The 18,439-nt window shown below is 69.5% G+C and carries 14 protein-coding genes; 9 read left to right on the top strand and 5 right to left on the bottom strand.

The window, feature by feature from the left end; translation table 11 throughout:
• The first annotated feature begins 64 nt into the window (after positions 1–64).
• Together ACS5Q7_RS13860 and zwf are read left to right on the top strand one after the other, a co-directional pair.
• Complete coding sequence (locus tag ACS5Q7_RS13860; protein ID WP_478339885.1) at positions 65–1,588, top strand: efflux transporter outer membrane subunit; 1,524 nt, start codon at positions 65–67, stop codon at positions 1,586–1,588.
• Between the two features lie 70 nt (positions 1,589–1,658).
• Positions 1,659–3,182 carry a glucose-6-phosphate dehydrogenase gene (zwf, locus tag ACS5Q7_RS13855; protein ID WP_478339884.1) on the top strand — a complete coding sequence of 508 codons (1,524 nt, stop codon included), beginning with the start codon at positions 1,659–1,661 and terminating at the stop codon, positions 3,180–3,182.
• A gap of 69 nt (positions 3,183–3,251) precedes the next feature.
• On the opposite strand, the gene rnhA is transcribed toward zwf, so the two are convergent.
• From rnhA to ispH, 3 genes are all read right to left on the bottom strand, one after another.
• A complete protein-coding gene (gene rnhA, locus ACS5Q7_RS13850; RefSeq protein ID WP_478339883.1) occupies positions 3,252–3,701 on the bottom strand; it encodes a ribonuclease HI in 450 nt (149 codons plus the stop codon).
• On the bottom strand, positions 3,698–4,663 hold the full coding sequence (locus tag ACS5Q7_RS13845; protein WP_478339882.1) for a homoserine kinase: 966 nt from the start codon (positions 4,661–4,663) through the stop codon (positions 3,698–3,700). The genes rnhA and ACS5Q7_RS13845 overlap by 4 nt, the downstream gene beginning before the upstream one ends.
• A gap of 197 nt (positions 4,664–4,860) precedes the next feature.
• Complete coding sequence (gene ispH / locus ACS5Q7_RS13840; protein ID WP_478339881.1) at positions 4,861–5,868, bottom strand: 4-hydroxy-3-methylbut-2-enyl diphosphate reductase; 1,008 nt, start codon at positions 5,866–5,868, stop codon at positions 4,861–4,863.
• 407 nt (positions 5,869–6,275) lie between these two features.
• Between ispH and ACS5Q7_RS13835 the strand changes: the two genes are divergently transcribed.
• The 6 genes from ACS5Q7_RS13835 (at position 6,276) to ACS5Q7_RS13810 (ending at position 15,755) form a co-directional block, all read left to right on the top strand.
• Positions 6,276–7,832: a glucosamine inositolphosphorylceramide transferase family protein gene (locus ACS5Q7_RS13835; protein ID WP_478339880.1), complete on the top strand. Its 1,557-nt coding sequence runs from the start codon at positions 6,276–6,278 to the stop codon at positions 7,830–7,832.
• A 101-nt stretch (positions 7,833–7,933) separates the two neighbouring features.
• Positions 7,934–10,276 (top strand): Orn/Lys/Arg family decarboxylase, encoded by a 2,343-nt coding sequence (locus tag ACS5Q7_RS13830; protein ID WP_478339879.1) that lies wholly within the window; start codon positions 7,934–7,936, stop codon positions 10,274–10,276.
• Positions 10,276–10,869, top strand: a complete 594-nt coding sequence (locus ACS5Q7_RS13825) for an N-acetyltransferase family protein (protein ID WP_478339878.1) — start codon at positions 10,276–10,278, stop codon at positions 10,867–10,869. Before ACS5Q7_RS13830 ends, ACS5Q7_RS13825 begins: the two co-directional genes overlap by 1 nt.
• Before the next feature lie 576 nt (positions 10,870–11,445).
• Positions 11,446–13,455: a monovalent cation:proton antiporter-2 (CPA2) family protein gene (locus ACS5Q7_RS13820; RefSeq protein ID WP_478339877.1), complete on the top strand. Its 2,010-nt coding sequence runs from the start codon at positions 11,446–11,448 to the stop codon at positions 13,453–13,455.
• Positions 13,448–14,902, top strand: a complete 1,455-nt coding sequence (locus tag ACS5Q7_RS13815; protein ID WP_478339876.1) for an MATE family efflux transporter — start codon at positions 13,448–13,450, stop codon at positions 14,900–14,902. Before ACS5Q7_RS13820 ends, ACS5Q7_RS13815 begins: the two co-directional genes overlap by 8 nt.
• A gap of 43 nt (positions 14,903–14,945) precedes the next feature.
• Entirely contained in the window at positions 14,946–15,755 is an 810-nt protein-coding gene (locus tag ACS5Q7_RS13810; protein ID WP_478339875.1) for a DUF937 domain-containing protein, read from the top strand.
• Between the two features lie 34 nt (positions 15,756–15,789).
• Here the strand turns inward: ACS5Q7_RS13810 and ACS5Q7_RS13805 are convergent, their stop codons facing one another.
• On the bottom strand, positions 15,790–16,227 hold the full coding sequence (locus ACS5Q7_RS13805) for a hypothetical protein (RefSeq protein WP_478339874.1): 438 nt from the start codon (positions 16,225–16,227) through the stop codon (positions 15,790–15,792).
• Positions 16,228–16,243: 16 nt separating this feature from the next.
• Positions 16,244–16,861: a hypothetical protein gene (locus tag ACS5Q7_RS13800; RefSeq protein WP_478339873.1), complete on the bottom strand. Its 618-nt coding sequence runs from the start codon at positions 16,859–16,861 to the stop codon at positions 16,244–16,246.
• A gap of 262 nt (positions 16,862–17,123) precedes the next feature.
• Between ACS5Q7_RS13800 and glyA the strand changes: the two genes are divergently transcribed.
• Positions 17,124–18,428 (top strand): serine hydroxymethyltransferase, encoded by a 1,305-nt coding sequence (gene glyA, locus ACS5Q7_RS13795; protein ID WP_478339872.1) that lies wholly within the window; start codon positions 17,124–17,126, stop codon positions 18,426–18,428.
• Positions 18,429–18,439 lie beyond the last annotated feature (11 nt).

The raw sequence follows: 18,439 nt of genomic DNA, 5'->3' as shown, positions 1-18,439 counted from the left end.
ATCTCGGCTCCGTCTGGAGCCCTCCTTCGAGGCTGCTGCGCAGCACCTCAGGATGAGGCCGGGGATGGGATCGGGGCGAGGAAACGCACGCTTGGTGTCTCGCCTTGCCGCCACCCTCGCCGTCGCCACCGCCCTCGCCGGCTGCGTGGTCGGCCCGGACTATTCCCGGCCCTCCGTCGAAACCCCGCTCGCCTACAAGCAGGGCGGTGTGCGCGAGGACAGCCCCGGCTACGTCGCCGCCCGCCGTAAGGGCTGGCGCGAGGCCCGGCCCGCCGATGCCGTCGAGCGCGGCGACTGGTGGCGGGTGTTCCACGATTCCACCCTTGACCGGCTGATCCGCCTCGTGGACGTGGACAACCAGTCCCTCCGGCAGGCGGTGGCGAATTACCGGCAGGCCCGCGCGCTGGTCGCCTCGGCGCAGGCGGCGCTCTACCCCACGGTGATCGGCGCGCCCTCCATCACCCGCTCGCGCACGGCGGGCTCGGAACGGACCAGCGTCTCGATCCAGGGGCAGGCGAGCTGGGAACTCGACCTGTTCGGCGGCACCCGCCGCAACATCGAGAGCGAGACGGCGCTCGCCCAGTCCGACGCCGCCACCATCGCCCTGACGCGCCTGTCGATCCAGGCCGAGGTCGCCGCCGACTATTTCTCGGTGCGCTACGCCGACGCCCTGCAGAAGGTGCTCGACGAGAACGTCGAGAACTTCCGCAAGACCCTGAAGATCACCGAGAACCAATACGCGGCCGGCGTCGCCGCGCGCTCGGACGTGATCACCGCGCAGACGCAGGTGCAGACGATCGAGGCGCAATCCATCGCGGTGCGCCTCACCCGCGTGCAGTTCGTGAACGCGATCGCCACCCTGATCGGGCGCCCGCCGTCCGAGGTGGCGATCGCCGTCGCCAGCCTGCCGCGCACTCCCCCGGAGGTGCCCGCCGGCATCCCCGCCGATTTGCTGGAGCGGCGCCCCGACGTCGCCCAGGCCGAGCGCCTCGTGCAGGCGCAGAGCGAGCGGATCGGCGTGGCGGTGGCCGCCTTCTTCCCCACGGTGACCATCTCGGCCTCGGGGGGCATCTCGGGGCTGACGAGCAACGGCATCCTCTCGCCGGTCAATCAGGTCTGGGCGGTGACGGCGGCGGGGAGCGAGACCCTGTTCGAGGGCGGCGCCCGCGTCGCGGCCGTGCGCGCCGCCCAGGCGGGCTACGACGCGGCGGTGGCCAATTACCGGCAGGTGGTGCTCGCCGCCTTCGCCGAGGTCGAGACCCAGATGGCCGCCCAGCGCATCCTGCGCCAGCAGCAGCGCGCCCAGGACGCGGCGGTGGAATCCTCCCGCAAGGCGGTGGAGATCACCCTCAACGAATACCGGGCCGGCACGCAGAACTTCACCACCGTGGTGACGGCGCAGGGGCTTCTGGTGAACAACGAGATCACCGCCCTTCAGGTGCTGCTGAACCGCTACACGGCGGCCGTGACCCTGATCCGCGGCCTCGGCGGCGGCTGGGACGCCCGCGCGCTCCCGAGCGATTCCGAGTTGAAGGGGCCGAGCCTGCCCATCGATTACGGCGGGCAGGCGGTGCGCCCCGACGAGTGAGGAACGCCCTTCGGCACGAGGGGTTGTTCCGCCGATTTCGTTGCGGCGCCGCAACCGAAAGGGATCGCCGATGCCCGAGACCACGCCCCTGAAGGACAAGGCCGCCTGCGGGACGAAGCCTGCTCCGCCCTGCACCCTGGTGATCTTCGGCGCGGGCGGCGACCTGACCAAGCGCCTGCTGATGCCCTCGCTCTACAACCTCGCGGGGGCGGGGCTGCTGCCGGAGGGCTTCTCGATCATCGGCGTCGACCATGGCGACGGCGACGACCAGAGCCTCCGCGACGGCCTCACCAAGACGATGGAGGAGTTCAGCAAGGACCCGTCCTCCGAGTTCCACGCCGCCAGCATCGACGCGAAGAGCTGGGGCTTCATCCGCGACCGGCTGCATTACCTGAAGGGCGACTTCGAGAAGCCCGAGACCTTCCAGGCGGTGAAGGAGAAGGTCACGGGCAGCGCGGTGTTCTACTGCGCCGTGGCCGCGCGGTTCTTCGGCACCATCGTCGACGGGCTCGGGCAGGCGGGCCTGCTCCGCCAAGAGGGCGACAACTTCCGCCGGGTGGTGATCGAGAAGCCGTTCGGCTCCGATCTCGCCTCGGCGCGGGACCTCAACGCCCGCATCCTCAAACAGGCCGACGAGGGCCAGTTCTACCGGATCGACCACTTCCTGGGGAAGGACACGGTGCAGTCGATCATGGCCTTCCGCTTCGCCAACGGGCTCTTGGAGCCGGTCTGGCGGCGGGAATACATCGACAGCGTGCAGATCACGGCGGCCGAGACGGTGGGCGTGGAGGAGCGCGGCGGCTTCTATGAGCCGACCGGCGCGCTGCGGGACATGGTGCCCAACCACATGTTCCAGTTGCTCTGCATGGTCGGCATGGAGCCGCCGAACTCCTTCGACGCGGAGGCCGTGCGCACGGAGAAGGCCAAGCTCGCGCAGGCCGTGCGGCCGATCCCGCCGGAGGACGCGGTGCGGGGCCAGTACACGGCGGGTACGTCCGAGGGCCGTCAGGTGCCGGGCTACCGGGACGAGCCGCATGTCGCCAAGGATTCGGCGACGGAGACCTACATCGCCCTGAAGCTCCACATCGAGAACTGGCGATGGGCGGGGGTGCCGTTCTACATCCGCACCGGCAAGCGGATGACCGGCCGGCGGACGGAGATCGCGGTGCTGTTCAAGCCCGCGCCGTTCAAGATGTTCGAGGAGACGCCGACCGACTCCTTGAGCCCGACGGTGATGCGCATCACCATCGATCCGGATCACGGGATCAGCACGGAGTACAACGTGAAGGTGCCGGGGCCGGAGATGAGGATCGGCCGGGTGCGCACGGCGTTCAAGTACGACGACTTCTTCGCGAACACGCCGAACGTGGGCTACGAGACCCTGCTCTACGATTGCATGATCGGCGACGCGACGCTGTTCCAGCGGGCGGACAACATCGAGGCGGGCTGGGCGGCGGTGGACCCGCTGCTCAAGGGCTGGCCGCAGGCGAGCCCCGCCCCCTACGCCGCCGGGAGCGCCGGCCCGAAGGAGGCCGACGACCTGCTGGCCCGCGACGGCCGCCACTGGCTCGGGATCGACGGGACGACGGATTGATCTCTCCCGTCATTGCTTCGCTACGCTCGCAATGACGGTGGGGAGGCGGGCTCGCGCCGCCTGATTTTCCTACCGCCGCTTGAACGGCACCATGGCCGCTACGGCGAGCGCATCGACCCGGTTGTTCAGCGGGTCGCTGGCGTGGCCCTTCACCCAGTGCCACTCCACCTCGTGGCGCTCGCGGGCGGCATCGACCCGGCGCCAGAGGTCCTCGTTCTTCACAGGCTTCTTGTCGGCGGTGCGCCAGCCGCGCGCCTTCCAGTTGTGGATCCAGGCGGTCACGCCCTGGCGCAGGTATTGGGAGTCGGTGAACAGGTCGACCCGGCAGGGCCGCTTCAACGCCTCCAGGGCCTCGATGGCGGCGAGCAATTCCATGCGGTTGTTGGTGGTGTGCGCCTCCCCGCCGGAGATCTCCTTGCGGGTCTCGCCGAAGATCAGGATCGCGCCCCAGCCCCCCGGCCCCGGATTCCCGGAGCAGGCGCCGTCCGTGTAGATCTTGACCTTGCCGTCCTCGCTCATGCCGCGCGCCCGTAATCGGCCGCGCTCGTGGCCTGCCGGTGGAAGGTGAGGCGCCGGTCGTACTCGCGCGGGTCCTTCGGCTTCACCAGCGCGCCCGGCGGCACGTTCAGCCAATCCACCAGACGGGTCAGCATGAAGCGCAGGGCCGCCCCCCGGCACAGGATCGGCAGGGCCTCGACCTCTGCCGGCTCAAGGGGACGCCTGGATTCGTAGCCGGCAATCATGGCGGTCGCCCTATCCCGGTGGAAGGCGCCCTGCGCGTCGAAGCACCATGCGTTCAGGCAGATCGCGAGGTCGTAGGCGAAGGCGTCGGTGCAGGCGAAGTAGAAGTCGATCAGCCCCGACAGACCGTCGCCGATGAAGAACACGTTGTCGGTGAACAGGTCGGCATGGATCACGCCACGCGGCAGGTCCTTCGGCCAGGCGGCTTCCAGCACGGCGAGGTCGTCGCGGGTGCGCGCGGCGAGGCCGGGGGAGACGGAATCGGCCTGATCGCCGGCCTGCGCGAAGAGCGGGCGCCAGGCGGCGACGGACAGGCTGTTCTCGCGCACCATCGGGAAGTCGCGGCCGGCCGCGTGCAGGCGGGCGAGCGCCACGCCGACCTCGCGGCAATGCTCCGGCCCCGGCGAGGACAGAGAGACGCCTTCGAGAAAGCTGACGAGGGCGGCGGGCCGCCCGCACAGGCGCCCGAGGGCGGTGCCGCTGCGGTCGCGCACCGGCTGCGGGCAGGCGAGGCCGCGGCTCGCCAGATGCTCCATCAGCCCGACGAAGAAGGGCAGGTCCTGTTCCCGCACCCGCTTCTCGTAGAGGGTGAGGATGAACGAACCGCCGGTCGTGTGCAGGAAGTAGTTCGAGTTCTCGACCCCTTCGGCGATGCCCTTGCAGGACAGCAGGGTGCCGATGTCGTAGGCCGCCAGGAACTCAGCGAGCGCCGCGTCGGATACCTCGGTGTAGACGGCCACGTCGTGCGCTCGGAATTTCTGAGATGATGACTTCCAGCCCTCAAACCTCATCCTGAGGTGCCGCGCAAGCGGCCTCGAAGGAGGGCTCCAGGGATCGCGGCGGATCCTGGAGGTCTCCTTCGAGGCCCGCGAGACGCGGGCACCTCAGGATGAGGGTGCGGACGGGAAGGGCCGCGCGAGGGCGGCCCGGAGACTGCTTACTCCGCAGCCTCGCTGCGCAATTCGCGCGGCAGGGGGAACACCATGTCCTCGACCACCGTCGAGACGGTATCCACCGTCACGTCGTAGCGGCTGGCGAAGGCGTCGATGATCTCCTCCACCAGCACCTCGGGGGCCGAGGCGCCGGCCGTGAGGCCGAGCTTGGCGATGCCCTCGAAGGCCGGCCAGTCGATTTCCTCGGCCCGGTTCAGGAGCCGGGTGATCGGGCAGCCGACGCGCTCGGCGACCTCGCGCAGGCGCTGCGAGTTGGACGAGTTCGAGGAACCCACCACGATCAGAGCGTCCACCAGCGGCGCCACCTGCTTCACCGCCTCCTGGCGGTTGGTGGTGGCGTAGCAGATGTCGTCCTTGTGCGGCCCGGTGATGTTCGGGAACTTCCGCTTCAGGGCCTCGACCACGTGGCGGGTGTCGTCCACCGACAGGGTGGTCTGCGTCACCCAGGCGAGGTTGTCGGGATCGGCCGGCGTCAGGGCCTCGATCTGGTCGACATCCTCGACCAGCGTGATCGAGCCCTTGGGCAACTGGCCCATCGTGCCCACCACCTCCGGGTGCCCGGAATGGCCGACGAGCAGCACGTGGCGCCCGCGCTTGTGGTGGATCTCCGCCTCGCGGTGGACCTTCGTCACCAGCGGGCAGGTGGCGTCGATGGTGGTCAGCCCGCGCGAATCGGCGTTGGCCGGCACCGTCTTGGCGACGCCGTGGGCGGAGAAGATCACCGGGGCGTCCCCGTCCGGCACCTCTTCGAGCTCGCGGACGAACACGGCGCCCTTCCGCTTCAGGCTCTCGACCACATACTTGTTGTGGACGATCTCGTGGCGGACATAGACGGGCGGGCCGTGAATCGCGAGGGCACGCTCCACCACGTCGATGGCACGCACCACGCCGGCGCAGAAGCCGCGCGGGGCGCAGAGGAGGATGTTGAGCGGGGGCTTGGCTGCTGGGTTCGCGGCCGGGCCGGACTCGGGAGTTGCAGGTTCGACGATCATACGACGGATGTGGCGAGGGCAGGGCTATCCTGTCAACGGTCATTGCTCGCGAACCGGGCAGGAACGAGGCCGGAAAGGCACTCTGTTACTGGTTTGCCGCGGCGCGTTTGCAGGCATGACCGGCAACGGACTGTCCGGGACACGACGCGTACGCACTCAGTATCCCCGCTTTCCCGGCAGTCTGCGGGCGCCGGATCGGCCGGAGATGGCTGGACCGCGACCTGAGAATACCCAATAGTGCCGATGGACAGGACCATTGCGGCCGCAGAAGGTCTTGGCAAACGCAAGTCTTGGCGGCCGGGATCGGTTGCAATGATTGGGAGGAGGCGTCCGGAGTTTCCCCGGAACGCGCGGAAGAGGCGGGGGGATCATGTATCTCGCCGCGATGGCTTCCGATGAGGGCCGTGATGCCGCACGCGCTGGAAGCAGGCCTGCGTCCCGCGATCCCGTCCCGGCCGGTCCGGCGCGTCTGCGTGCGGCTCGACCGCACCGCCCTGCGCGGCTGGCACCTACGGCTCCTCGAACGCCTGACCCAGCGGGATGATTGCCGGCTCAGCATCGAGGCGGTCGAGGGCGGCGCGTCCGCGTTGCCCGCCAACGCCGAATTGCTGTTCCGGCTGGAGGCGACGATCCACGGCCTGCCCCGGCCCGGCCTCGCCACCCCCGCCGCGCCCGTGGCGCTCGCGCCCTACGAGGCGGCGGAGGCGACCGCGCCCGACCTCGTCATCGACCTGTGCGAACGGCCTTCGGGCGAAGACGGGGCGGTGTGGCGCCTCGACGTCGACGGCGTACCGGGCGAGGCGGGGATGCTCGCCTCGCTGTTCGCGGGCCGCGTGCCCGTGGCGGCCCTGCGCGACGGCGACGGCGCGGCGGTGGCCGCCGGGCGGCTCGGCGCGGAATCGCAGACGGTGATGCTCGTCGCCTTCGAGGATTACCTCGCCCGCACCATCACGCTCATCGAGGCGGCGCTCTCGGGCGGCGCCTCGCGCGAGCTGCCGGAGGGGGTGCTGGCGCCCCTCGTCCCGGCGGGGGGCTTCGACATCGACGGCTGGACCGCCCGGCGCCGGGCGGCGGAAAACCTCGGCCGGCGGATCGCCCGGCGGCTCTACGGCCTGTGCTTCCACGGCGAGCGCTGGCGGGTCGGCTGGCGCCGGACGCAGGGGCCGGACCTGATCGACCTGCGCCGCCACCCGCCCGGCGGCTGGACCGACCTGCCCGACGACGGGCGCCGCTTCTATGCCGATCCGGTGGCCGTCGCCCGCAACGGGGCGGTGACGCTGTTCGTGGAGGAGTTCGACTACAGCCGCGCCAAGGGCGTGATCTCGGCGGTGCGCTTCGGGCCGCGCGGGCCTGTCGGGCGGCCGGAACCGGTGCTCGAGCGCGACACGCACCTGTCCTACCCCTTCGTGTTCGAGGCGGGGGGCGAGGTCTGGATGATTCCCGAATCGAGCCGGTCGGCCACGATCGACCTGTACCGGGCGACGCAATTTCCCGGCGGCTGGGTGCACGAGGCGGTGCTGGTCGAGGGCGTCGTGGCGAGCGACGCGACGCTCCTGCGCCATGACGGGCGCTGGTGGCTCTTCGCCACGGTGCGGGTGGGGGGCGGCTCGTTCTCCGATTCCCTGCATCTCTGGCACGCGGCGGATTTCCGGGGGCCGTGGACCGCCCATCCCCGCAACCCCGTCCTAATCGACGTCGCCTCGGCGCGGCCCGCCGGACCCATCGTCTCGCGCGACGGGGCGCTCATCCGCCCGGTGCAGGATTGCCGGGGCGGCTACGGCGCAGCGCTCGGCCTCGCGCGGATCCTGCGGCTCGATCAGGAGGACTTTGCCCAGCGCGTCGAGGCGCGGCTCGCCGCCGGCCCCGATTGGCCGGGCTCGCGCCTGCACATGTACAGCGCGGCAGGGGGGCTGGAGTTCATCGACGGCTCCCGCCGCCCGCCGATGCGGCGTCCCAGAGGCTGAACGCCGCGCTTGAGCGGACGTCTTCTTCCGGCTTCGTCATCGAACGGTCACAGAGCGTCCGACAAGGCACGGGGCGAACTCTCCGCCAAAGGGGCCCCGGCATGGATTTCCACCGCCGCTTTACCGTTCTGATGTGCACCCCGGCCTTCGACCCGGACGATCTCGAGGGCGCGCGCGTCAACCAGATCGTGTCGGCGGTCGAGCAGCGGGGCTTCGAGGTGGTGCGCGCGCGGCGCGTCGAGGACGCGGCCATCGCCGTGCAGACCGACGCGGCGGTGGGCTGCCTCGTGGTCGATTGGGGCAAGCGCGGGCTCGACGGCAAGGCCGCCGCCCTCATCGACATGATGCGCCGGCGCGGGCTGGAAATGCCCATCGTCATCATGGTCCGCCGCAAGCGCCTCGAAGACATCCCCGTCGAACTGCTCGACTTCATCGACGGCTACATCTTCCTCGCGGAAGAGACGCCGGAATTCATCGCCCGCGGCCTCGTCAGCCGGGTGACGCAATATGCCGAGACGCTGAAGACCCCCTTCTTCGGCGCGCTGGTCGATTACGCCGAGAAGGGCAACCAGCTCTGGACCTGCCCCGGCCATAACGGCGGCATCTTCTACAACCGCTCGCCCATCGGCCGCATCTTCGTGGAGCATCTGGGCGAGGCGATCTTTCGCGACGACCTCGACAACTCGGTCCTCGACCTCGGCGACCTGCTGACCCACGAGGGTCCGGCCCTCAGGGCGCAGAAGGAGGCCGCCGCGATCTTCGGGGCGGAGAAGACCTACTTCGTCCTCAACGGCACCTCCGCCTCCAACAAGATCGTGCTCTCGTCTCTGGTGGCCGAGGACGACCTCGTCCTGTTCGACCGCAACAACCACAAGGCCGCCCACCACGGCGCCCTGTTCCTCGGCGGCGGCATCCCGATCTTCCTGGAGACCGACCGCAACGCCTTCGGCCTGATCGGCCCGATCTGCCATGAGGCGCTGGACGAAGGACGGATCCGGGAAAAAATCAGAAAAAACCCCCTCGTGACCGACCGGGAGGCGTGGCGCCGAGAGCGGCCGTTCCGCGTCGCGGTGATCGAGCAATGCACCTACGACGGCACGATCTACGACGCGCGGATGATCGTGCAGAAGATCGGCCATCTCTGCGATTACATCCTGTTCGATGAGGCCTGGGCCGGCTTCATGAAGTTCCACCCGCTGTTCCAGGGCCGCTACGCCATGGGGCTGACCGGCCTCGACGAGACATCGCCGGGGATCGTCGCCACGCAATCGACCCACAAGCAGCTCGCGAGCTTCAGCCAGGCCTCGCAGATCCACACCAAGGACAGCCACATCCGCGGCCAGACCCGCCGGGTGGAGCACAAGCGGCTCAACGAGAGCTTCCTCGTCCACGCCTCGACCTCGCCCTTCTATCCCCTGTTCGCCTCGCTCGACGTCGGCGCGCAGATGATGAAGGGCCGCTCGGGCATGATCCTGTGGGACGACACGATCCGGCTCGGCATCGAGTGGCGCAAGAAGGTCCGCGCCATCCGCCGCGAGTTCGAGGAGAACGAGGCCGACCCCGCCCGCCGCTGGTTCTTCGACCCCTTCGTGCCCGACCGGGTGAACGGCCCGGACGGCGAGCAGACCTGGGAGAGCGTGCCGACCGACCAGCTCGCCTCCGATGCCCGCTTCTGGGAACTGGCGCCCGGCGCCGCGTGGCATGGCTTCACCCATGTCGCGCCCGGCTACGCCATCACCGACCCGAACAAGCTGACGGTGCTGACCCCCGGCTTCGACCGGAAGACCGGCGCCTATGCCGAGCACGGCGTGCCCGCGCCCATCGTGGCGCAATACCTGCGTGAGAACCGGATCGTCGCCGAGAAGAACGATCTGAACTCGCTGCTCTTCCTGCTGACCCCGGGCGTCGAATCGTCCAAGGCCGGCACGCTGATCTCGGGGCTCGTCGCCTTCAAGCGGCTGCACGACGACAACGTGGTGCTGGAGGAGGCCATGCCGGAATTCGTGAAGCGCCGGCCGAACCGCTACCGGGGCGTGCGCCTGCGCGACCTCTGCGCGGATTTCCACACCTTCCACCGGGAGCACGGCACCTCCGCGCTCCAGCGCAAGCAGTTCATGCCCGAGCACCTGCCGGAGATGGTGATGCCGCCGAAGCAGGCGGCGCAGATGCTGACCCGCAACAAGGTCGATTACGTGCCCATCGCCGAGGCCGAGGGGCGGATCGCCACGACGCTGATGCTGGTCTACCCGCCGGGCATCGGCACGGTGCTGCCGGGCGAGCGCCTGGACGAGCGGGCGAAGCCCATGCTCGACTATTTCAAGATGTTCGAGGCCTCGGCCAACCTGTTCCCCGGCTTCGAGGCCGAGATCCAGGGCGTCTACCGCGAGGTCGATCCGGACGGGCGCATCCGCTTCCACACCTACGTGCTGCGCGAGGGGGCCTGATGGCGCCGGACGGCAGCCCCGAATCCTGGCCCGAGATCGTCATCCGCCCGTCCTCCGACGCGGATGTGGCGGCAATGATCGCGATCTACGAGCACCACATCGGCAAGGGCGTCGGCGATACGGGCGACTTCGAGGAGGAGCGCCTTCTCCCTGACGACCTGAAGCGCCGCCGCAAGACCATGCGCAAGAAGCGCCTGCCGCATCTCGTGGCCGAGCGGAACGGGGAGGTGGCGGGCTATGCCTACGCCGTGCCTTTCCGCAAGCGTCCCGCCTATCGCTACACGCTGAAGCACTCGATCTACGTGCATCACGGCCATCTGCACGCGGGGATCGGCCGGCGCCTGCTGCCGGCGCTGATCGAGGCCTGCGCGGCGGGGGGCTACCGGCAGATGATCGGCTATATCGACGCTGCCAACGAGGCGAGCCTGCGCCTGCACGAGACCTGCGGCTTCCGCCGGGTCGGGTTCCTGCCCTCGGTCGGCTACAAGTACGGCCGCTGGACCGACAGCGTGATGGTGCAATGCGCGCTGGGCACCGGATCGGAGGACCAGCCGCAGCCGCGGCTGGTGCCCCCCGCGCCGGTGGGGTTGTAGGCGACGGAACCCCTCTCCCCGCCTGCCGGGAGAGGGCCGCGACGACCCTGTCGTCGGCGCGGCGAGGCGGCAGCCGGGGGTGAGGGGTGGCCCCGGAGGAGTCTCGTCCGGCGTGCCCCCTCACCGCCGCTCCGGCTTCGCCTTCGCTTCCCCCGGACACGACAAGGTGTCCGTGGGCCTCTCCCCGCCTTCGGGGAGAGGGGAATGCGCGCAAGCCGCCTGGAGAGGCAATGCAACGCGCGCCGGGCGCCGGCTCGGCGACGGAGCCCCTCTCCCCGCCTGCGGGGAGAGGGCCGCGACGACCCCGTCGTCGGCGCGGCAAGGCGGCAGCCGGGGGTGGGGGGGGCTGCCGGAGGAGTCTCATCCGGCGTGCCCCCTCACCACCGCTCCGGCTTCGCCTGCGCTTCCCCCGGACACGACACGGTGTCCGTGGACCTCTCCCCGCAGGCGGGGAGAGGGGGATGCACGCGGACCGACATCCCCCGCGTGCCGCGTGGCACGCAGCCACGCTCGCATCGGCGGCGCCTACGGGGTAAGCGAAACTCTCAATCGCGGAGAAGGCCCGAGCGGAACGGCATGGCGAGCCCCGGCGAACACGCGAGCTTTCTGCCCCCGGTCCTGACCTTCCTGGCCGCGGCCGTCGTCGGCGTGCCGGTGTTCCGCTGGCTCGGGCAGAGCGCCGTGCTCGGCTATCTCGTCGCCGGGGTGCTGATCGGGCCCTCCGGCCTGTCGCTCATCGCCGAGCCGGAAACCGCCGCCAGCGTCGCCGAGATCGGCGTGGTGCTGCTGCTGTTCATCGTCGGGCTCGAACTGCACCTGTCGCAGCTCGTCTCCATGCGGCGCGACATCTTCGGCCTCGGCGCGGCGCAGCTCGTGCTGTGCTCCCTCGTGCTCGGCGGCGCGGGCGTCCTCGCCGGCCAGCCGCTCGGGGCGGCGGCGGTCGTCGGCATCGCGCTCGCCCTGTCCGCGACGGCGGTGGCGCTGCAACTCCTGGAGGAGCGCGGCGACCTCGGTAGCCCCTATGGCTCGCGCGCCTTCGCGGTGCTGCTGTTCCAGGATCTGAGCGTCGTCGGCATCCTCGCCCTGATGCCGCTCGCCGCCTCGGCCGGGCACGGGACGGGCGGGCCGTGGCTCGGCGAGGCGGCCCTCTCCACGGGGCGGGTGCTCGCGGCCATCGCCGCCGCCGTGCTCGTGGGGCGCTACGGCCTGAACCCGTTCTTCCGCCTGCTCGCGGCGAGCGGCGCCCGCGAGGTGATGACGGCCGCCGCCCTCCTCGTCGTGCTCGGCACGGCGATGCTGATGGAGAAGGTCGGCCTCTCCATGGCCATGGGCGCCTTCCTCGCCGGCATCCTGCTCGCCGAGTCGAACTTCCGCCACCAGCTCGAAGCCGACATCGAGCCGTTCCGTGGGATGCTGCTCGGCCTGTTCTTCATGAGCGTCGGCATGTCCATCGACGGCGGCCTCGTGAAGACCGTCTGGCCCGCCCTGTTCGGCGCGACCTTCGCGGCGATCCTCGTGAAGGTCGCCCTCGTCGCGGGCCTGTTCCGGCTGTTCGGCTCGGACACGCTGAGCGCGCTGCGCGGCGCAGCGGTGCTGGCGCCGGCCGGCGAATTCGCCTTCGTGCTCCTGCCGCAGGCGGCCGATCTCGGCCTCACCGGCCCGACCGCGACGCGCTTCGCCGTGGCGCTCGCGGCGCTGACCATGCTGATCGGGCCGATCATGGCCAAGGGCCTCGACCGGCTGATCGACGCCCGGCTCTCGCGGGAGGCGCAGGCGGCGGCGGAGGAATCCCCCACCGAACTCGCCGAGGGCGCCGCCGACGCGCGAGTGCTGGTGATCGGCTTCGGCCGGTTCGGGCAGATCCTGACGCAGGTGCTGCTCGCCGAGGGCGTGCCCGTCACCGTCATCGACAAGGACGTGGCGCAGCTGCGCGCGGCGACCCGCTTCGGCTTCCGCATCTATTACGGCGACGGCACCCGCCTCGACGTGCTGCGCGCGGCCGGCATCGGCAAGGCGGAACTGGTCTGCATCTGCGTGGACGACCGCGAGGCGGCGCTGAAGATCGTCGATATCGTCCACGAGGAATTCGTGGCGGTGCGGACCTTCGTGCGCGCCTACGACCGCCTTCACGCCGTCGAGCTCATGAACCGCGACGTGGATTTCCAGATCCGCGAGACCTCCGAATCGGCCCTGGCCTTCGGCCGGGCGGCGCTCGAAGGGCTCGGCCTCTCCGCCGAGGCCGCCGCCGCGCGGGCCGAGGACGTGCGCAAGCGCGACATCGCCCGCCTCGTGCTGCAGCAGGCCGGCGCCCTGCCGGAAGGCGCGACCTGGCTCGGCGGCACCGAAGCGGGGGAAGTCCGGCCCGAGCCGCTGACCCAGCCCGTGCGCCCGGCCCGCGCCCTCAACGCGCAGACCCGCGATCTCCTCGGCCAGGACCGGCGGGATGCGGCCGAGCGTGTGCTCGCCAAGCCCGGGGCCGAACCGTACGAGCCCGGCGAGGTTCAGGACGAGGCCCGGGACGACAACGAAGACGAAACCCTGGGCGAACCTGAACTTGAGACGGAAGGCGGCCGACGCGATGGCTGACGGACCGCCCGTGCCCCCCGGCGCGGGCCATGCGGAGCAGGGGCGCTTCGTCGCCGGCTCGATCATGCGCCACGTCCTCGTCATGAGCGCCACCGGCTCGGTGGGGCTGATGGCGATCTTCGTCGTGGACCTGATGTCCCTGCTCTACGTCTCGCGCCTGGGGGACCCGGCCCTGACGGCGGCGGTGGGCCTCGCCTCCGTGGTGCAGTTCTTCGCCACCGCCGTGAATATCGGCCTGATGATCGCCGCCGGCGCGCAGGTCGGTCGGGCGCTCGGCGCGGGCGACAAGACCCTCGCGCGGCGGCTCGCGGCCTCCTCCATGGCCCTCGGCGTGCTGGTCTCCGGGCTGCTCGCCGCGCTGATGCTGCCCTTCGCGGGCCAGCTCCTCGGCCTCGTGGGCGCAAGGGGCGAGGCCCTGCGCGTCGCCGTCCTGTTCCTCACGATCACCCTGCCGTCGAACGTGCTCCTCGGCCTCGGCATGCTGTTCACCGGCCTGCTGCGGGCGCAGGGCGACGCGCTGCGGGCCATGTGGGTGACGCTCGGCGGGGCCATCGTCACCGCCTTCCTCGATCCGCTGCTGATCTTCGGGGCCGGGCTCGGCGTCGAGGGCGCTGCAATCACCGTCTGCGTCGCCCGCGCGACCTTCGTCGTCATCGGCTGGCGGGCGCTCGCCCGCCATGGCCTGCTGCGGCGGCCCCGCGTGGCAGAGGTCGTGGCCGACGCCCCCGGCATGGCGACCATCGCCGGGCCGGCGGTGCTCACCAACCTCGCCCCCTCGGTGGCGAGCGCCTTCCTCACGCATCTCTTCGCCGGCTACGGGCCGGATGCCATCGCGGCGGCGGCGGTGATCGACCGGCTGACTCCCGTGGCCTTCGGCGGGCTCTTCGCCCTGTCGGGGGCCATCGGGCCGATCCTGGCGCAGAACTGGGGCGCGTCGCGCTTCGACCGGATGGGCGAGACCCTGCGCTCCTGCGTGAAGGCGACGCTGGTCTACGCCGCCACCGTGTGGCTGCTGCTCATCGCCCTGCGCTGGCCGCTGGCCGGGCTGTTCGGGCTGAAGGGCGACGCGGCGGAGCTGTTCGCGTTCTTCTGCCTCGTCGGCGGGGCGATCTGGTTCTTCAACGGGCTGTTGTTCCTGGGCAATGCCGCCTTCAACAATCTCGGCTTCCCCCTGCGCTCGTCGCTGCTCAACTGGGGCCGGGCGACGCTCGGTACCGTGCCGCCGGCCTATCTCGGCAGCGCCCTGTTCGGCACGCGTGGCATCGTGGCCGGCATGGGCGTCGGCTCCCTGGTGTTTGGCGTCGCGGGGCTCGTCCTCGCCCGCCGGACGGTCGTCCGGCTCGCCGAACGGTCGAATAGGATACGGTCCGGGCAGGGATCGACAGGGATTGTCACTGGGGAACTGGCGTTTCCGCCCGGGGCGGGCCACGATACCCCGCACAGATGAGCGGACCCGACGGGCCGCGGGGCCGGGCGGACACCGAGGCATCATGTTCAATCCCCTCGACATGGTCCAGGCCGCCGGCGGACCCGAGATGCAGGCGATGGCCCGGCAGTTCGGTCTGACGGTGGATCAGACCCAGCGTGCCTTCGAGGCGCTGATGCCGGCCCTGACCCTCGGCCTCCAGCGCGGCGCCGGCCTCGACCCCACGGGCTTCGCGCGGATGTTCTCCGCGCCGGAGACGGCCCGCACCGCGATGCCGCTGGGCCTCGACGCGCTGGGCCAGATGTTTGGGTCCGCGCAATTGATGCAGGCGGTGCTGCAGCAGGCTTCCACCGCGAGTGGCGTGGGGTCGCAGGTGCTGCGGCAGATGCTCCCGATGATGGCTGGCGCGGTGGTCGCGAGCATCGTCCACGTCATGCTCAACCAGCCCCAGGGGGAGGCGTCCCGCAAGCCGGCGCCCGCTGCCGCGGCGACGCCCGCGCCGATGGCCTTCGTCTCCCTGTGGACGGACATGGCCCGCACCTTCATGACGCCGCAGCCGGCCACCCCGACCCCGACGCCCGCTCCGGCGCCGACGTCCGCCCCGCAGATGGAGGCGCCCCGCCCGCCGCAGGGCGAGACTGCCGGCGCCGACGTCATCAGCCAGATGTTCCGCACCGGCGCGGAGGTTCAGGAGCAGAACCTCAAGGCGATGCAGCAATTGTTCGAGGCGTTCTGGCCGGGGTCGGGAACGAAGCCGGCCGCGCCTGCCGGTGGTCCGAACGCAGGCCCCCCGGGCGTCAACCCGGCTCCGACCCCGGAGGCGCCACCGCCGGCGCCGCGACCCCGGAGGAGCCGATCGGAGGAGGGAGCCTGAGCCCGCCCCGCGCCATGCGGCGGCTCAGCCTCATTCAGTGCTGAGCCGTGCGTTGGAAGGTGAGGAGCTGTCCCTCCGTTTCCTTTGCATAGCGCACGGCTTCGTCCGGTTTCAGGAAACAGCTCCCTTGAGGATCGAAGACACGTCCCCCCGTGCGATGCACGATGGCCGCCGCCGCGATGATCGCCCCGACCAAGCCGCCGAGCGATCCGGTGTACATGACGTAGGCATGGGGCCATGTCGGTCCGAATTCGATATCGGGATAAGTTTCCTCTATCTCGTGATATGGAAACGGTGAGAACTCGAAGACCACAGGCTCTCCGCGCCAAGTTGCCGTCAGCGCACCCTCAGCTGTAGCCACGTCGCAGGTTAAGGGGAGCGCGAGATCGAAGCCAATTTCCTCGATCGCGCCCTGCCATTCATCGATCGATACCAGAGGGCGATCGCAGAGCATGTACAGATCCATCGTCATTTGAAGCCTCTAACCTTTAGTGAACGATCAAATTGAGCACGAGCGCATTTGCCTTGATTGTCGCTCCGAGATTGATGTGAACCTCTATTACTGGTACATCTTCAGGAATATTTAGATGACTTCGAATTCTATTGACACGATTCGGTGAAAGAGTCGCGCCGCCTGTCTTTATGTCCCAAACCGCTGTAATTTCACCAGTCTGTTCATTTCGCTGGATGACATCAGTTCGTATGCTGCCGCTGAATCCGTAACTGACGAGATCGCCGAAACTGAAGCTTTGTTCGATGCCGTCTTGGCGAATGCCAGGAATATCGAGGGCTCGTAAGAGTGCGGCGGCACGAGTGTGAACAAGTGTTCCGTACCAAGCGCCGCTTCCGCCGCCGACGGACGACAGAACCTTATCAAGGACGTCTATGATCTTATCGGTGGTCGCATCTATTTGCTTATTTCCTTTAGTCTCTCGCTGCGAGACTACATAGTTGCCGTCACCGATAATCCACTGGCCATTGCGGCCGCGCGACTCGTCCTCTCTGAACCCGGCTTTGATCTCAGCAACTGCAAGTTTTAAAAGTAATAACTCAACAAGTTGCGCTGAAGCTTTATATGCAGCTCTGAGTTCATCGGTTCGAATCATTGCTGCCTCCTAATTCGACTCAAATGTTTACCTTATGTTCTCACAAAAATGCAATGGCCAAATGTAAGATTTTCGTCCCAGCCTCTGCCGCGGTTGTCTGCAGCCGCTGCCGAGAGGCGGTGCGAACCCCCTTTCAATTTTTCTCAGCCATCCCGAAAAATGCCTGCGCTTGGCCTCGCCCGGCGCCCCGTGTAGGACTCCTGTGAGAAACGCCGCCTGCGCCGCGCCACGGCCGGGCACCCAATCAGAACAGAGGCACGCCATGAGCGCCGGGACCGCCACCGACAAGCACTTCTCGAACAGCTTCTTCGCCGCTCCGCTGACGGAGACCGATCCCGAGATCGCCCGCGCCGTCGAGCAGGAGCTCGGCCGGCAGCAGCACGAGATCGAGCTGATCGCGTCCGAGAACATCGTCTCCCGCGCGGTGCTGGAAGCGCAGGGCTCGGTGCTCACCAACAAGTACGCCGAGGGTTATCCGGGCCGGCGCTACTACGGCGGCTGCCAGTTCGTGGACATCGCCGAGGACCTCGCCATCGAGCGCGCCAAGCGCCTGTTCGATTGCGGCTTCGCCAACGTGCAGCCGAACTCGGGCTCCCAGGCCAACCAGGGCGTGTTCCTCGCCCTCATGCAGCCGGGCGACACCTTCCTCGGCCTCGACCTCGCGGCCGGCGGCCACCTCACGCACGGCGCCCCGCCGAACGTCTCCGGCAAGTGGTTCAAGCCGGTCTCCTACACCGTGCGCCGGGACGACCAGCGCATCGACATGGAGCAGGTCGCCCAGCTCGCGCAGGAGCACAAGCCGAAGGTGATCATCGCCGGCGGCTCGGGCTACCCGCGCCACTGGGACTTCGCCAAGTTCCGTGAGATCGCCGATTCCGTCGGCGCCTACTTCATGGTCGACATGGCCCACTTCGCGGGCCTCGTCGCGGCCGGCGTCCATCCGTCGCCGTTCCCGCACGCCCACGTCGCCACCACGACGACCCACAAGACCCTGCGTGGCCCGCGCGGCGGCATGATCCTCACGAACGACGAGGCGCTCGCCAAGAAGTTCAATTCGGCGATCTTCCCCGGCATCCAGGGCGGCCCGCTGATGCACGTCATCGCCGGCAAGGCCGTGGCCTTCGGCGAGGCGCTGAAGCCCGAGTTCAAGATCTACGCCCGCCAGGTGGTGGAGAACGCCAAGGCGCTCGCCGACACGCTGATGTCCGGCGGCTACGACATCACCTCCGGCGGCACCGACAATCACCTGATGCTGGTCGATCTGCAGCGGAAGGGCCTCACCGGCAAGGCGGCGGAAGCCGCGCTGTCGCGGGCGCACATCACCTGCAACAAGAACGGCGTGCCCTTCGACACGCAGAAGCCGACCATCACCTCCGGCATCCGCCTGGGCACCCCGGCGGGCACCTCGCGCGGCTTCGGCGTCGCCGAGTTCAAGCAGATCGGCGGCTTGATCGTGGAAGTGCTGGACGGGCTCGCCGCCAAGGGCGAAGCCGGTGACGGCGCCGTGGAGGAGAGCGTGAAGCAGAAGGTCCACGCCCTCACCGACCGCTTCCCGATCTACGGCTGAGTCCGGGATCC

It is taken from the genome of Methylobacterium sp. Gmos3, from assembly GCF_056430985.1.
Note: the sequence above shows the minus strand (reverse complement) of the source record. Positions and strands in the feature narration are given on the sequence as shown.

Coding starts and splice junctions, on each gene's coding strand:
- ACS5Q7_RS13835 (WP_478339880.1), top strand. CDS start 6,276: ATGCCGCACGCGCTGGAAGCAGGCCTGCGTCCCGCGATCCCGTCCCGG.
- ACS5Q7_RS13820 (WP_478339877.1), top strand. CDS start 11,446: ATGGCGAGCCCCGGCGAACACGCGAGCTTTCTGCCCCCGGTCCTGACC.
- ACS5Q7_RS13800 (WP_478339873.1), bottom strand. CDS start 16,861: ATGATTCGAACCGATGAACTCAGAGCTGCATATAAAGCTTCAGCGCAA.
- ACS5Q7_RS13815 (WP_478339876.1), top strand. CDS start 13,448: ATGGCTGACGGACCGCCCGTGCCCCCCGGCGCGGGCCATGCGGAGCAG.
- ACS5Q7_RS13860 (WP_478339885.1), top strand. CDS start 65: ATGGGATCGGGGCGAGGAAACGCACGCTTGGTGTCTCGCCTTGCCGCC.
- ACS5Q7_RS13830 (WP_478339879.1), top strand. CDS start 7,934: ATGGATTTCCACCGCCGCTTTACCGTTCTGATGTGCACCCCGGCCTTC.
- ACS5Q7_RS13805 (WP_478339874.1), bottom strand. CDS start 16,227: ATGACGATGGATCTGTACATGCTCTGCGATCGCCCTCTGGTATCGATC.
- ispH (WP_478339881.1), bottom strand. CDS start 5,868: ATGATCGTCGAACCTGCAACTCCCGAGTCCGGCCCGGCCGCGAACCCA.
- glyA (WP_478339872.1), top strand. CDS start 17,124: ATGAGCGCCGGGACCGCCACCGACAAGCACTTCTCGAACAGCTTCTTC.
- zwf (WP_478339884.1), top strand. CDS start 1,659: ATGCCCGAGACCACGCCCCTGAAGGACAAGGCCGCCTGCGGGACGAAG.
- ACS5Q7_RS13810 (WP_478339875.1), top strand. CDS start 14,946: ATGTTCAATCCCCTCGACATGGTCCAGGCCGCCGGCGGACCCGAGATG.
- ACS5Q7_RS13825 (WP_478339878.1), top strand. CDS start 10,276: ATGGCGCCGGACGGCAGCCCCGAATCCTGGCCCGAGATCGTCATCCGC.
- rnhA (WP_478339883.1), bottom strand. CDS start 3,701: ATGAGCGAGGACGGCAAGGTCAAGATCTACACGGACGGCGCCTGCTCC.